The sequence below is a fragment of the Rhodococcus sp. DMU1 genome, from assembly GCF_012272955.1.
GTDB classification, from domain to species: Bacteria; Actinomycetota; Actinomycetes; order Mycobacteriales; family Mycobacteriaceae; genus Rhodococcus; species Rhodococcus aetherivorans.
In genome coordinates this window covers 571,241-585,498 of the sequence record NZ_CP050953.1, presented here as the reverse complement: position 1 = coordinate 585,498, position 14,258 = coordinate 571,241, and the positions used below count along the sequence as shown (strand labels likewise).

8 protein-coding genes and 3 pseudogenes are annotated in these 14,258 nt (G+C 65.7%); 10 read left to right on the top strand and 1 reads right to left on the bottom strand.

Going from position 1 to position 14,258, the window contains the following annotated elements:
* Nucleotides 1-97: 97 nt before the first annotated feature.
* The 4 genes and pseudogenes from HFP48_RS30620 to HFP48_RS30605 all read left to right on the top strand — a co-directional run.
* Nucleotides 98-503 (top strand): annotated as a pseudogene (locus HFP48_RS30620) (integrase); the annotation flags it as partial.
* 65 nt (nt 504-568) lie between these two features.
* Nucleotides 569-2,965 (top strand): hypothetical protein, encoded by a 2,397-nt coding sequence (locus HFP48_RS30615; RefSeq protein WP_168581035.1) that lies wholly within the window; start codon nt 569-571, stop codon nt 2,963-2,965.
* 402 nt (nt 2,966-3,367) lie between these two features.
* On the top strand, nt 3,368-4,960 hold the full coding sequence (locus HFP48_RS30610) for an ISL3 family transposase (protein ID WP_348983374.1): 1,593 nt from the start codon (nt 3,368-3,370) through the stop codon (nt 4,958-4,960).
* Between the two features lie 221 nt (nt 4,961-5,181).
* The gene (locus HFP48_RS30605) at nt 5,182-5,871 is read left to right on the top strand and encodes an extensin family protein (RefSeq protein WP_168581034.1); all 690 of its coding nucleotides are present in this window, start codon (nt 5,182-5,184) and stop codon (nt 5,869-5,871) included.
* A gap of 117 nt (nt 5,872-5,988) precedes the next feature.
* On the opposite strand, the gene HFP48_RS30600 is transcribed toward HFP48_RS30605, so the two are convergent.
* A complete protein-coding gene (locus tag HFP48_RS30600) occupies nt 5,989-7,143 on the bottom strand; it encodes a hypothetical protein (RefSeq protein WP_168581033.1) in 1,155 nt (384 codons plus the stop codon).
* A 233-nt stretch (nt 7,144-7,376) separates the two neighbouring features.
* Between HFP48_RS30600 and HFP48_RS30595 the strand changes: the two are divergent.
* The 6 genes and pseudogenes from HFP48_RS30595 to HFP48_RS30570 form a co-directional block, all read left to right on the top strand.
* Nucleotides 7,377-7,927 (top strand): annotated as a pseudogene (locus HFP48_RS30595) (transposase); the annotation flags it as partial.
* 76 nt (nt 7,928-8,003) lie between these two features.
* Entirely contained in the window at nt 8,004-8,279 is a 276-nt protein-coding gene (locus HFP48_RS30590; RefSeq protein WP_168580680.1) for a hypothetical protein, read from the top strand.
* 899 nt (nt 8,280-9,178) lie between these two features.
* On the top strand, nt 9,179-10,924 hold the full coding sequence (locus HFP48_RS30585; protein ID WP_168581032.1) for an RICIN domain-containing protein: 1,746 nt from the start codon (nt 9,179-9,181) through the stop codon (nt 10,922-10,924).
* A gap of 35 nt (nt 10,925-10,959) precedes the next feature.
* Nucleotides 10,960-11,373 (top strand): annotated as a pseudogene (locus tag HFP48_RS30580) (transposase); the annotation flags it as partial.
* 353 nt (nt 11,374-11,726) lie between these two features.
* Entirely contained in the window at nt 11,727-12,890 is a 1,164-nt protein-coding gene (locus HFP48_RS30575) for a tyrosine-type recombinase/integrase (protein ID WP_168581031.1), read from the top strand.
* A 341-nt stretch (nt 12,891-13,231) separates the two neighbouring features.
* The gene (locus HFP48_RS30570) at nt 13,232-14,206 is read left to right on the top strand and encodes a hypothetical protein (protein ID WP_168581030.1); all 975 of its coding nucleotides are present in this window, start codon (nt 13,232-13,234) and stop codon (nt 14,204-14,206) included.
* Nucleotides 14,207-14,258: the final 52 nt, after the last annotated feature.

Genomic DNA, 14,258 nt, shown 5'->3' with positions numbered 1-14,258 from the left:
AAAATGCGCGCGTAGAGGTAGTCGTTGCCTCAAATGAGAATGCGCGCGTACGGTGTGCCTGCCGTGTCCGGCCTGGGCCGGGCGGTAGGCCCGGACGATGGGGCTGTCGATGAGTGGGCGCAAGGCCGTGACCAAGACGATCGCGACGCGGTACGCCTGGGCCGACAAGGCCGACAAGGGCATCATCCTCGACGAGTTGTGTGCCACGACCGGCTGGCACCGCAATCACGCCCGTAAGGCGTTGACGCAGGCGTTGCGGCCCACCGCGGTCAGGCGACGCACCCCGAGATCCCTGAAGTACGGCTCCGAGGTGATTGCGGCGCTGCGGTTCTGCTGGGCGGTGTTCGGTGCGCCGGCGGGTAAACGTCTCGCAGCGATGCTGCCGGACCTGGTGCCGACGCTGCGTCGGTTCGGCGAGCTGAGCATCGACGACGTCACCGGCAGAATTGTTGGTGTTGATGTCGGCGGTGACCATCGACCGTCGACTGGCCGAGTTGCGATCGTCCCAGCCGGGTGGACCCAATCGTTCCGGAGTTACCCATACTGTCAGCGGAGTAGCTTCGGTTACGTGTCAGCCTTGAAGAAGGGCCCCGACCACACACTGATCAAAAATATCCTGGATGGTGCAGCGACGAACGCCCAAGGTCCAGACGGTGTCCGCGGTGCCATCCCGGCCGGAGCAATTCGAACTGCTCTGCTGACGTGCGCGAAATCTGCTTCGCGACCGGACCCCCGCGGCCTGGTATTGATGGGCGCCGAGATACACGGCGCCCTGGATTTGTCCAACCTCTCGACATCCATCCCGCTCCGGTTCGTCGACTGCGTGTTTCGGCACTCCGTATTCGTCGACAACGCGAGGCTCATAAGCTTGGAGATCACCGACTGCGAGTCCCTGACCGACAAGACCGTGATTGTCGCGGAGGGCATGACGGTCACCGGCGATCTGGTGCTCGACGGGTTCATCGCCGTGGCCGGCAGCGCCGAGGACAAGATCAGGATGTCCGGATCGTCGATCGACGGCGGGCTGCTCGTCAGGAATGTGCGGCTGACGAACACGACGGGTACCGCGCTGAGTGCCGCGCGAATCTCGGTGAAGCGGCTTGCGTCATTCATTTCGCTGACCGCGGAATCCCAGGAATCACACAAGGGAGCCGGGGATGCCGTTCGGCTCAGCGAGGCCCGATTTCACGGCCGGCTGAACTTCGTCGGCGCGCGGCTTACCAGCCGCGGTGGCCGTGCCCTTGTAGCGGAATCCCTCCTCGTCGGAGGCGACGCACACTTCGAGGATTGCCGGTTTGTCGCCCGCGACGAGAACGACGCGGTCCAGCTTGACGGTTCAAGGTTCGAAGGGCAATTGTCGGTTACAGGCACGCACGCGGAGAGCCGCCGCGGCACAGCGCTGGGTGCCGACGGCATCACTGTCGCAGCCGGCGCGTACTTCGTGGAATCCTTCACGGCGACGGCAACCGGGTTCGCTGATGCCGTTAGTCTGACGGGCGCGAAGGTTGGAGGCGATCTATCCTTCGCCGGCGCGCACCTGACGGGATCTTGGGGAAACGCGCTGAACGCCGATCGTATAGATATCGGTGGAAACGCATCGTTCGCGGCCGGGCTGCAGGCCCGGACCCGCGGAGTACAGAAATGCGCCGTCAGGCTTGTCGGGGCCAAGATCGGCGGCAAATTGTCCTTCGAGAGCGCGTGTCTTGACGCCAAGCACGGTATCGGACTGTATGCCTCACACGTCTCCGTAGCCGGTACGGCTGAATTCACAGGCGTCCGTTCGTCCGCCGGTCTGTGCGCGATTCAACTGGGCGGTGCGCAGTTCCGTGCGCACGTGATCTTCGACCGCGCCAGTCTTACCGCCGGATCGATGGAAGCGCTGGCTGCAGAGGGTATTCGGGTCGATGGCCAGGCGACCTTCGCCAATGGTCTTCGTGCCAGCTCGAACAGTGAGCAGCGTCCTGTCGTCGCGTTGGGTGGGGCGAGGATCGGCGGTCAACTCGACTTCACCGGGGCGCGACTGACCGATGCCCGTGGCACAACCCTCGCCGCGGACAGCCTCACTGTTCACGCTGATGTGATCCTCGATGACCTCCGTCCCGGTCCCGGATTTCGGTACCCAGTCGTACGGTTTGTGGGCGCACATATCCGTGGCAAACTCGATTGCCGTGCCTTCGATGTAGGTGCGTGCGTATCGGAGCTGAACCTCAGATACGCCGAGGTCGGCACACTTCGGCTCAATGCCGGGTACGGCTGGCCGGGATCCAAGTGGTTGATTCTGGATGGACTGACCTACGAGGGAATACCCTCGAACGACATGAACGTCGACGGGTGGGTCGACGCGCTGGCGAACCGGACGCCGAGTTATTCGGCGCAGCCGTGGCAGCAGCTGGGGATGGCGCACAAGGAAATTGGACATGACCAGGACGCAATCCGGATACTCATCTCCCAACGAGTGGATTATCGCAACAGAATACTGCGACCGAAGCTTCGGAATCAGCTGCATACCTCCGTCCGGGGGCGACGCGAGCTCCGAGACAGAGGTGCGACACTTCGGTTGCGTCTCCTCTGGTCCCGGATCCTCGAAACATCAACGGGATACGGGTATCGCAGTCACAGGGCCTTCCTCCTTCTGCTGGCAGTCGTTGTCATGTCGATAGGATTGACCCTCGGCGCGGGTCGCGTGCACATCCCCACCGCACCTCCGACGGAACGCTACGTCGCCCAGTTGACTCGGCTCACCGGACTGGAGGGCGAACCGTGTTCACTCAGCGAGCAGATCGGACTGGGACTGCAGATCGGGCTTCCTCTGATCAAGACACCAGCAGGTGATCGCTGTCGGTTGGACACAGAATCGGGATGTGGTCAGACGTTTACGGTGTTCAGCTGGATTCTTCAAGCGTTGGCTTGGCTCTTCGCGACACTCGCAATCGCCGGTTACACCGGCCTCATCCGAAAGTTGTGACGTCCACATATCGATTCATTCCATCGCTTCGTGGACACCACGCTGATCGCAGCTGGCGAGATGAGCAGGAGTGAGGGGGTATGGCCGCCGGAATGGAGGGGCCTGCATATCGCGGTCGGAGAGCGAGCAGCCCGAGATCTGGCAGACGCCACACGGCGGTTGACATGCCTGCAGGGGGCGTGTCCGGCCACTCCTGGCTGCGTCTCGACATGTAGATTCCCGCATTCCATTGTCAACGGCAAGGTGGTTTCAACCGGTCCATGCGACGAGCTCGTCCAACTGATGAGGCTCATCGAAAGTGGATCTGGCGCACTTTCCGTGAAGGTCCTGACGTGCCCCTGATCAGGGACGACTCGGCATAGACCAAGATCATCATGGTGTGACCTTGCGCTCCTGGCGGCCTTGCTGCCGCATCTGACCGACGTCGTTGTCGACGCTGTCCGCCTCGTCGAGTCCACGATCCGGATCCACGCCCACCCTCACCGCAGCGAAGCACGGTGCCCGAAATGCCACACGCCGTCGAGCCGGGTCCATTCCCGATACCGACGCAGACTGGCCGACACGACAATCGGTGCCCGCCCGGTCGTACTCGTACTGACTGTGCGCCGATTCTTCTGTCTCAACACCGACTGCAAGGCAATTACATTCGCCGAACAGATAGCCGGTTTGACGAAGCGGTGCGCCCGCCGCACTACGGTGCTCGACGCAGTGCTCGAGGCGATCGGTCTGGCGATGGCCGGTCGCGCCGGCGCCCGCCTGGCAGCCAGGCTCGGGATCACGGTCGGCCGCGACACCCTGCTGCGAACGGTGCGCGCGATCCCCGACCGGCCGATCGGCGCCACGCCCGTACTCGGCATCGATGACTTCGCCGTCCGCCGCGGACACGTCTACGGCACCGTGATCGTGGATCTGACCACGAGCCGGCCGATCGACCTGCTTCCGGACCGCACCAGCGAGACCGTCGCCGCATGGCTGCGGGAGCATCCCGGTGCCGAGGTGGTGTGTCGTGACCGGGCGGGGGCCTACGCCGAAGCCATTCGCGTCGGCGCGCCGGATGCGGTGCAGGTCGCCGACCGGTGGCACCTGTGGCACAACCTCGTCGGCGCGGTCGAGGACACCGTGGTTCGGCACCGCGCTGATCTTCGCCCACCGACCGAACCCGTCGACCCCGGCGAGGTCGTCACCGACACCACTGCCAACGAGATCGACTGTGGTACCAGCACTACAAATGCCGAGTGGCCGGACGGCCGGTTGATCACCCGCACCAGGGAACGGCATGCCGCCGTGCAACAACTCGTCTCGAACGGGATGACGATCTCGGCGATCAGCAGGAAACTGAGCCTCGACCGCAAGACCGTTCGCCGCTTCGCCCGCGCCCATGACGTCGACGAACTGCTGACCACCACCCGGATAGCAGGACCCACCTTGCTCAGCGAACACGAAACCTACCTGCGTGACCGCTTCGCCGCGGGGTGCACCGATGCCGCCCGCCTGACCGCGGAGATCACCGAACGCGGCTACCGAGGCAGCGCCAAGACCGTCCGCCGGTTCCTGGCACCACTGCGCGCTGCGCACCGGACGCGGCCGGCGCCACCGCCGGCGCCATCCGCCCGGCAGGTCACCGGGTGGTTGACCTCTCGACCCGACCGGCTCACCGACGCAGACAGCCGCCACCTTACCGACATCCTCGAACGCAGTCCCGCACTGACCGCCCTGCGCGAGCACGTTCGCGGCTTCGCCGAGATCATGGTCGAGCGGCGCGGACTCGAACTCATCAGCTGGATGACCAGCGTCGACGCCACCGGATCACCGGCTCTGCGGTCCTTCGCCGCCGGCCTGCGCCGTGACCTCGATGCCGTCACCGCCGGGTTGACCCTCGAACACAACTCCGGGCCGGTCGAAGGGCACGTGAACAGAATCAAAATGCTCAAGCGGCAGATGTACGGGCGAGCCAACCTCGACCTGTTGCGGAAGCGCGTCGTCCACCTCGAATAGTGAAGCGTGGCAGAGGCTTCACGGAAAGTGCGCCAGATCCATTTTCAATGAGCGCCATCACAACCTTCCTGGCGGTTGCCGCGCACGCATTGCAGGGTGTCGTCGGTCCAGCCCTTGGGGTGGTGGTGCCCACGTGTCCCTCCACCGAGAATCAGTCTCTGAGGGCGACGTCGCCACAGCTGCCGTGCTGTCGGTGTTCCCGCCAATAGGGAGACAATACGATGCCATTGGACCGACACAGCGAAATCGGCGGCGCCGTGACCCACTCCGAGCGCGAGAAGGCGCCACGCAGCTGGGAGTACGATCCCGGCTTCTACAGCCGACTCGAGACCTGGCTGGAGTTCTGGGACGCCAACACCCCCACGAGCTGGTCGTCGCCGCGACAACTGTGGGGCTACGGCGCATATGTGAACAAGCCGGGCTACCACGGATCGGGGCGGGCCGTCGATATCAGCCGCATCTTCGTCATCAAGGACGGCACGCTCGCGGAGCGGTTCAACGGTCGCACCGACCAGTGGGGCGGCCTCACCCCGGGACAGCGCTGGGAAATGCGCAGGAAGTACTGGGCCACCAGCGCCAGCCTGCACTATCACTTTTCCGACGTCCTGACCTACCACCACGACCAGGCGCACGAGAACCACATCCACGTCGACAACGGGCGTTCGGGCAGCGGGAACTCCCGCTTCAGCACCGGCCGCAGAAATCAGGTGTGGCATGTCCAGTCGTGCTGCCGGTACGTGTGGGGATACGACACCGGCATGGACGGGATCTGGGGGCCGGAAACGGACACGGACTCGCGTGCGGCGCTCGAGCGGATCGGCAGAAGCGGTGCCCTCACGACGTCACAGGCCAACTGGCTGGCGTTCAACCGCGCCACCACCCGGTTCGGTACGCGCAGGCAGACCTACTGACCGTCCCGCACCCGTGAATGCTCACGTGTTAACGCAGGCCTGCACCGGATCACCGCCAGTACCGCTCGAACGAACCGATGCTCTGCCCTCGTGAACGACCGCCGCCCGCCAACGAGATCATGTCGGCCCGATCCCGATACCTTGAAACGTTTCGTAGTACGGAGAGTCCGCGAGCTCGCCGTCGGCGTTGTAACACCGGACGTACACATCCGTTCCCGGGCGTCGACCTGTTGCGCTGCTGGAGGGATTCCAGGACTCGACCTTGCAGTAATAGCCCGGCCCGAAGGAGGGGGCAGCTCCGATCCACACCGAATTCGGTGTCGACCGTATCTCGCTGTGATGGATCCGGTAGAGCCCGACGCCCCTGCGGTAGGCCGTGTTCGTGCCGGGGTTCTCGATGATGGCGCCGCTGTTGTAGGAACGCGCGGGCGTGTAGGAGGTGGTACTGGATCTGTTGGCGTGGGCGCGAGCGCCCTGATGGGTGGGACTGATCCGGGTCACGGCGTGGTCGTAGTTGAGGACGAAATCGGTGTTCGCGAGAGTGACCCCGGCCCAGCCGGAGACATCCACCAGCAGTGATGTCGGATCCGTCGGGGAAGCGATCGGCGGGCCGGCCTGGCAATGCGTTATCCCCGGTCCGAGTGCGGTGACCTGCGCGAGACCCGGGGTCGGGGTTCCGAGCCGCGGAATACTCACCCGGTAGATTCCGGTACTTTGATGCCGAATCGTCGGCAATGCGCTGGAAGCGGAGTTGAAGGACATCCAACCGTTTCCCGCGGTGAACCGGCCGTCCGATGTCTCCTTGTAGTTTCTCGCGATCGCCGTACCCTCTGCTGTGGTCTCGAAGAACGCGGCGGGGCCCGCCAGCGGCGGAGTCCCCTCCAATGCCTCGCCACTGAACGAGAGCACGAACTTCGAGTTGACGGCCGCGCCTGCCGCGTTGACGCAGGAGACGAACATCCGCGAAACCCAGCCGAGGCGCCCGTCCGGCAGCCGTTCGATCGCTTCCGGCTCCGGTCTCTGGTAGAACTTGCACCGTGCGTTGTCGGTGCCATACGCGACGACCTGCGCTTGGCGGGCACGGAAGGGATTGTGCCCGCCCACCGTGACTTGATACCGTCCGGTGTCTTCACGGAGGACCCCGATGGTGGGTGAGTGGGGTGACCGATCCCTCCAGTGCGCCCTCCAGGTCGGGTTCGGCAGGAACACCTCGCCGAGCGGTGCATTGTGTTGATCCACCCATGCGAAGTCTTGCCGGCCGCCGGTAGTCATTCTATTTCGTTCCTCAACACCGAATATTGCCGTCGTCATTCGAGTCCGGGTGTGGACTCGTATTCCCCGCTGCAGCCAAGCCGGACCCTGTCGAATAGTCGGGACCGGTTGGTTCCACTTCCATCGTCCGCGCTTCACACTTCGATGTCACGGACTGTTTCGACCGCTAATCACTCATCGATGAGGAGAAAACGAAATCCCCGCTCGGTCTCCGACGGGTGACTCACCTCTGTAAGGCTGGCAAGCGCCGGCTCAGCACACTCGCGACCAAGCACGCCCCGCGGATGGGCGCCCGTCTCGCCGAGGAGATCCTCACCGCCCTCGATGTCCAGAGGGTGACGGTGCCGGGTAGCAACGCCGCCGAGATCATCCTGCCGAAACTGGCCGATTATTCGTTGAAAGAGGTCTTGCAACAACGTAAGAGCATTGCTGAAGACGTGGAGAGGATGCTCGACGATCACCCTCTTTCCCAGGCCGGAGATGTCGATGCCCGGCATCGGCGTCAGGACAGCAGCTCGCATCCTGCTCGAGGTCGGCGACGGCTCCGCGTTCGCGTCCTCGGCATACCTGGCCACCTACGCCGGCATTGCACCGGTGACCCATCGGTCCGGCTCGTCGATCCGTGGCGAGCACCCCGCGCGATCGGGTAACCGCAAACTCAAACGGGCGCTGTCCCTGTCTGCGGTCGCGGCGTTGCACGACCCGACCAGCCGTGCCTACTACGACCGCAAACATGCCGAGGGTAAGAAGCTTGGGCGCCGCGTTGATCTGCCTGGCACGGCGTCACTCCGCGATCGGGATGATCAGCCCGGTCGAGTTCGAGGAGCAGTTCACCCAGGCGGCAGAAGCCGCTTGCCCCTGTGTCCGCTGGACGGGGTTCAACCCCACAGGATCTCGCGGCGCTCACCGGCGACCTCGCCCCGGTCGGGGCGCTCGAGACGGTCCGGGCGATGGTGGACCGTCCGCACGCACACGAGTTGCTGCGGGCCGCGGATCTGATCGCGTACGCCTATACCGCGGGCGGGCAGCTGCGGTGCGCGATCGACTCGCTGGTCATCGTGCACCGGGTGCCGAAGAGAAGCGCAAAGGCCGGGCGACCACGCAAAACGTGCGGGCTCCCGGCCTCACTTTCCTGACTCTTCGCCAGGACCCTCTCAGGATAGCTGGAGGCTTCTCCCCCACCGCCCCGCGACACGTCTTCGGATATGTCCACGGCAACCGGGATCGGGCCTGCGCAGCGGCCCGGGCAGCCGAACTACGCGGACCCGCCAGGGTGCTGGCCACGGCCGCGTACCACCGTCCCTGGCCGTCGACATCCTGACTGCGATCGCCGCATCCCCGAAAGGCCGGTGCCCCGGCGTCGGGGGTGAAGCGCCGGGGCACGGGGCCCGTACGGTCGGGGGAACCGTGCGCGACCCAGGGCGACGGTACACCCCGACCCACCGACCGTCTCACGTCCCGCGGCGGATGTCGGACCGGGCGTCGTACGTTGCTCCTCGAACGCCCCGGCACCCCACGAACCGGGGCGTTCGAGGAGCAACGGGAAGCGCTGACCGAGCACGCGGTGCGGCTTCTACCAAGTGTCCGGCGATGAGACCGAAGGACTCGAGTGCTACTCCACAGTCGTGGCCGGGTCGTTGATGTGGGATGCCCGGCTCCTACCTCGGCGCTTCCCCGGAGGTCGCCGGGGATGGCGACTTCCTGCGGGCCTGGACGGCCAGCGAGAGCGGGGCTCGGATTCCCGCAAATGGATTGGTCCGCCGACCTTGACGATCTGCGGCAGACCGCTCGCACACTCTGGGAACTGATCTGCACCCTGTCGGACTGACCCGCTACCTCGTCGAGGTAGTCCTCAAACCCCCGCTAAATCCACCTCTAACCCTGGGTGGAGCATTTTCCCACCTGAAGGTGATGGTTTTGCGCTGCCGGGGTCGAAAAGATGCTCGTAGGTATTTCACCCGACGCGGTATCCGCCGGCGCCGCCGGCGGATACCGCGATTTTCACTTTCCACCAAATGACCGATGAGGGAACACCATGGCACTCGGTGACGGGATCCGCCGCAACATCGCATCCATCGATCCGGAAGAGCGTCGGCTGCTGCGCGACGCGTTCGTCGAGACGAACCGTCGCTTCTTCCCGGGCAGCAGGGACGATCGGGTTCCCGGGCACGTGAGCTGGTGGTTCAAGCAGGACGAGATCCACCAAGGCACGCACGTGCACAATGGCCCGGAGTTCCTGCCGTGGCATCGCGTGATCGTCAACGAACTGGAAAAGATGCTGCGGGAGATCAATCCGCAGCTGTCGCTGCATTACTGGGACTGGACCCAGGACCCTCGCCGCATCCCCAACGCCAACCTCGGCGACGGACGGACCGGGATGCTCAATCTGTTCACCGAGGCGTTCATGGGCTACGGCGGAGCCACGCGTGCTCCGATCGGCGAGCCCTGGCTCACGGCCGGGTACTACGTCACCGGGGCCCGGTTACATCGCGACGACACGAACAATCCGGCCGATCCGCCACGACTGGTCCAGCGGCACGTCTCCGGCTCGCCGGCATCAGCCGAGCAGGATGCGGCGGTCCTCCGCGCCGACGACTACGCGGACATGCGCCGTCGACTCGAATCGGTCCACAACGCCATGCACGGATTCGTCGCCATGGGCGGACAACACATCTCGTTCCGCGACCCGTTCGTGTTCCTGCTGCACTCGAACGTGGACCGGCTCTTCGCACGCTGGCAGACCGACCCGAGGCACCGGGAGCGGTTGAACCCCGCCACGGTCTTCGGCACCGAATCGAATGGGGACCTCAACCTCAACGTCGAGCCCTGGTCCGGCGGCCTCGCCATCCGGCCATGGGCCGCGCCCGAGAACCTCGGCAGACCGTTCACCTACAAGCATCCCTCGGTGGTCTACCCGCCCAGCTACGACACCAACATCGGAACCGAACCGAACCTGCGCGGACTGTGCACGATTCAGCACAAGCACAACCACCGCTTCCTCGACGCCTACGAGTCGTCGGATCGGGACTTCGCGGTGGTCACCCGTCTCGCGCAGACCGACGGCAGCCAGCGCTGGCGATTCACGGTGGTGGCCGGCGTGTACACCATCCAACAGGTCAGTACCGGCCGCTTCCTGCATGCCAACAGCGAGGCAGGACATCCCTTCGTGAGCATGGAACAGGCGCAGAACAGCGACAATCTGCGCTGGGTGATGGTGCCGGTCCCCGGCCGCCTCGATGTCGTCCGGTTCCAGCACGTGAGCACCGGCCAGTTCCTCGACGCCAACCAGGGCGGATTGTTCGGATACTCGGCCGTCACGATGCCGACGCAGAACGACGACAGCCAGTACTGGGATTTGAGCGTTCCCGCTCCCAACACGTACAAGTTGCAGCAGAAAAGCAGTGGCCGCTTCCTCGACGCCACCGAAGAGCAGTTCGGGGTCTCCACGCAACCAGCGGAGACCGACACCTCCCAGCGGTGGGTCCTCCGCTCGGCCGGCACCGTGTACACGATCCAGCACGAACGCAACGGCCGGTTCCTGGACGCCCACGAGGACGCAGCGAACGACTTCCGCTTGGTGACCCGCACCTCCCAGAACAACGACAGCCAGCGATGGCTGGTCCGACCGCTGAGCAGCGATACCTTCACCGTTCAACAGCTGCACGGAGTCCGTTTCGTCGATGCCTACACCTCATCGACCAACGACTTTTCGGCCGTCACACGCACCGCCCAGAACAACGACACCCAACGCTGGGTCATCCGGTCACTGCCGGCCAACTGACGAAGCAGAGTCGACCGGTGTAACGAAGGTGTGCCGACTGGCTGCCCGTCCGCGACGAGCAGTGGCGCACGCAGATCACCCCACGTAACCGTCGACCTCTCGAGTGTGTACGCCAAAGCCGTGCGGGAGACGCTACCGCACGCCGAGCTGCTGATCGACCGGTTCCACCTGGTCAAAAAGGCCGAGGAGGTCGTCGATACGGTGCGCCGGCGGGTCATCCGGCCCCAGCGGGACCGACGCGGACGCAAGTCCGACGTCGAATGGATCAACCGACGCCGACCGCTGCGCGGCGCCGAGACCCTCACCGACGAGCAGCGCACCGAGCTGTCCACCAAGCTGCTCGCCGGCCGCCCCCGCGAGGAGTTCACCGCCGCCTGGATCACCAAGGACCTGCGGCGGGACCTGCTGCCTGCACCGCCCGCGGTGGGCTGCGCTACGAGATCACCACCTGCCCGGTATCGGTTCTCCAGGTTCCTCGCCGCCGGCACCCACCGAACCGAGCGTTCGCCCCTCTCAGGACCACCTCACCCCGGCCTCGACGGCCGACATGGGGCGGTGAGCCGATGGTGACCTCGCAGGTGCCTGGTGGCAGGCACCTATTCCGATGTGCGGTGACCGCCGGTGCCGGGGGTGCAGTCGCACGGGATCCATCCCACGAGAACGGTGTTCCGCGTGAGCCGGTGCCCCGCCGTTATCTAGCCCCTGCCTGGTGATGTCAGGAGTTGTCCGCGGCGGGCGGGGGTGTCGATGGCTGACGGTTTACCGGAGTTGTTGTCAGGGGTTGGTCGTAGCGTGAGGCGGCATGGTGGATCGGCTCACGTTTGAGGTGGCGGAGGCTGTGGATCCGGCCACGATGCAACCGCGGTGGGTGGTGGTGGGCTCGGATGGGGCCCTGCACCGGGAGGCTTCGCAGTGGCTCGATTTTCTGATGGCGGCGGGTCGGTCACCGAACACGGTTCGTGAGTACGGGCGGCGGGTGGCGTGGTTCTTGTCGTGGTGTTCGGCCGTGGTGGACTGGCGGTGCGTGGGGCTATCTCAGCTGGTGATGTGGCGGCGGTCGTTGAGCGTTGATCCGACGGCGCGGTCGGCGGCGTCGGTGAACGTGTGCATGGTGGCGGTGCGCTCGTTCTACGAGTGGTGCGACGGCCATGAGCTGTTGGCGACCGATGTGGTCGAGAAGATGACCCGGATCAAGTACTTCGCGCCCGGCACCGCGGGCGGGGGTGAGCACGGTGCCAGGCGTCGGGTCCTGGTCGATCAGCTGCGCACGCACCGGTCCGGTACCTCGCCGCCGGCGTGGATCGACGACGAGGCAGCCCGACACCGGCTGGAGCGGCTGGAGCTGCCGTTGCGGGATCGGTTCTTGGTGGATCTGCTCTCGTGCACCGGCATCCGGGTCGGGGAGGCGTTGTCGTTGTTCACCGCGGATGTGCATTTCGGCGGTGGTGATCGTCGGTTGGGGTGCGTGTTGGGCGATCCGCACTTTCATGTGCGCGTCGCCAATGCGGTGGAGAATCGGGCCCGGGCCAAGGGCGGTCCTCGGGCGCTGTTCGTCCATCGCGATCTGGTGGACGGCTACATCGACTATGCGTTGGAGCGCCGGCGAGTGTTGTCGCAGCGAGGTGTGGTCGATCGCTCGCCTCACGTGTTCGTCAACCTCTACGGCGACGACCGTTGGTTGGGGCGGGCGATGTCGTACACCTCGGTCAAGCGTCTGATGGACCGCTGCTCGAAACGCATCGGATTCGACATCCGCGGCCCGCACATGTTGCGGCATACCTTCGCCACCCGCCTGGTCCGCGGAATCGACTGTGAACCAGTGCCGTTGGATGTCGTGCAGACACTGCTGGGGCATGCCTCACTGGACTCGACGCGGGTCTACACCCACGACACCGAGGCGGCGATGAAGGCCGCCACGGTCGCGATGACCGCCCGGCCGGTGCCGTCGATGGGTTCGGGGCGATGAGCACCGCGGCATCGACGCTCGGTGCCGACGCCGAGGACGCATCGCGGTGGCGCAGTCATCTGGCGACGAGGATCGATCCGTCGTGGCGGCCGGACGAGTACGACCACCGTCGCTTGCTGTGGATTCCGGCGGGCGCGGATCACCGGTCGTGCCGTCGACGCGGGTGCGGTCGCCGCACCCACCGCGACGAGCTCTGTCCGGCCTGCCGGAGTGAGCGGTCCACGACCGGGGAGCACGGTGTCCGTTGTCGGGTCGGCTGTCGTCGCTTTCCGACAGCGGCGGGTTTGTGCGCGTCGCACCACCAGGGGTGGCAGCAGGCCGGGCGGCGAGCGGGACATCCGGTGACGGTGACCGAGTGGATCGGCCGCACCGGGCCTGCGGTGTTGCCGCCGGTGCCGCGGTGCGTGGTGCCGGGGTGTGGCCGCGACCGGCGCTCTCGCACCGGATTGTGCGCCCGTCACCGGGCGGCCTCTCGGCGGTGGATCGCGGCGTGGAACCGTGAGCACCCGGACCTGTCTGCCGACGTCGATCTGTGGCTCGAACGCCGTGCCGAGCCGCTCGAGGACGACTCCGGCACCGTGTTGGGGTCGCCCACCGCGGTGCTGTTCGGGCTCATGCCCGGCACGTCGGGGTTGGAGTTGGTGATGGCGTTGCAGTGCCGCGATGGCGAGGGCCGCCACGACTTCGAGCCGACGGCGGTACGCACCATCTATCTGCACATGCGTCGCTACGCCGTCACCAGTTTCCTTGCCCTGGAAGAGTTCACACGCCCCTCACTCGGTGACACCGAACGCCACGTCTCGGCGCTGGCCGGCGATGTGGTGCGCCGGGTCGCCGCGGAACACCGCCGATGGTCCGGCATCGATGAGCGGGACCCGAGGCTGATCCATCTGGCCGAACTGGATCTGACCGATCACCGCCGGCCCGGACCGAGAGCCGCTGCGGATCTGCGCGGATTCCGCGCCGAGTGGATCGTCGCGGCGCTGACCCACTGGCTGCGCCACAGCCGCCTCAATACCAGTACAGCGGTGCGCATGGTGGGGGCATGGCGCCTGGCCGACGAGGTGCTGGCCGTGCGCGATCGTCCACCGGACCAGCTGGGAGCGAGCGACATGGACGCCGTCGTGCGGGTCGTGCACTCCCGGTGGGACTCGGTGATCGAGCAGCGCCGACGACTGCAGATGCTGTGGCAGCTCATCGCCTATGCGCACCGGGTCGACGAGCTTGCCGACGTGTGGGATCGGATCTCTCCCCAGTTCGGCAAGAACCCCGTCACCCATCGGCCCCGAGCCTCGGCGATGGGGGCTCCCCCTTGAGTGTGGACATCCTGAACACTGGGTCGTGAGGATCCAGAGGAAGAGATGTCAC

Coding starts and splice junctions, on each gene's coding strand:
- HFP48_RS30605 (WP_168581034.1), top strand. CDS start 5,182: ATGCCATTGGACCGACACAGCGAAATCGGCGGCGCCGTGACCCACTCC.
- HFP48_RS30600 (WP_168581033.1), bottom strand. CDS start 7,143: ATGACTACCGGCGGCCGGCAAGACTTCGCATGGGTGGATCAACACAAT.
- HFP48_RS30585 (WP_168581032.1), top strand. CDS start 9,179: ATGGCACTCGGTGACGGGATCCGCCGCAACATCGCATCCATCGATCCG.
- HFP48_RS30575 (WP_168581031.1), top strand. CDS start 11,727: ATGGTGGATCGGCTCACGTTTGAGGTGGCGGAGGCTGTGGATCCGGCC.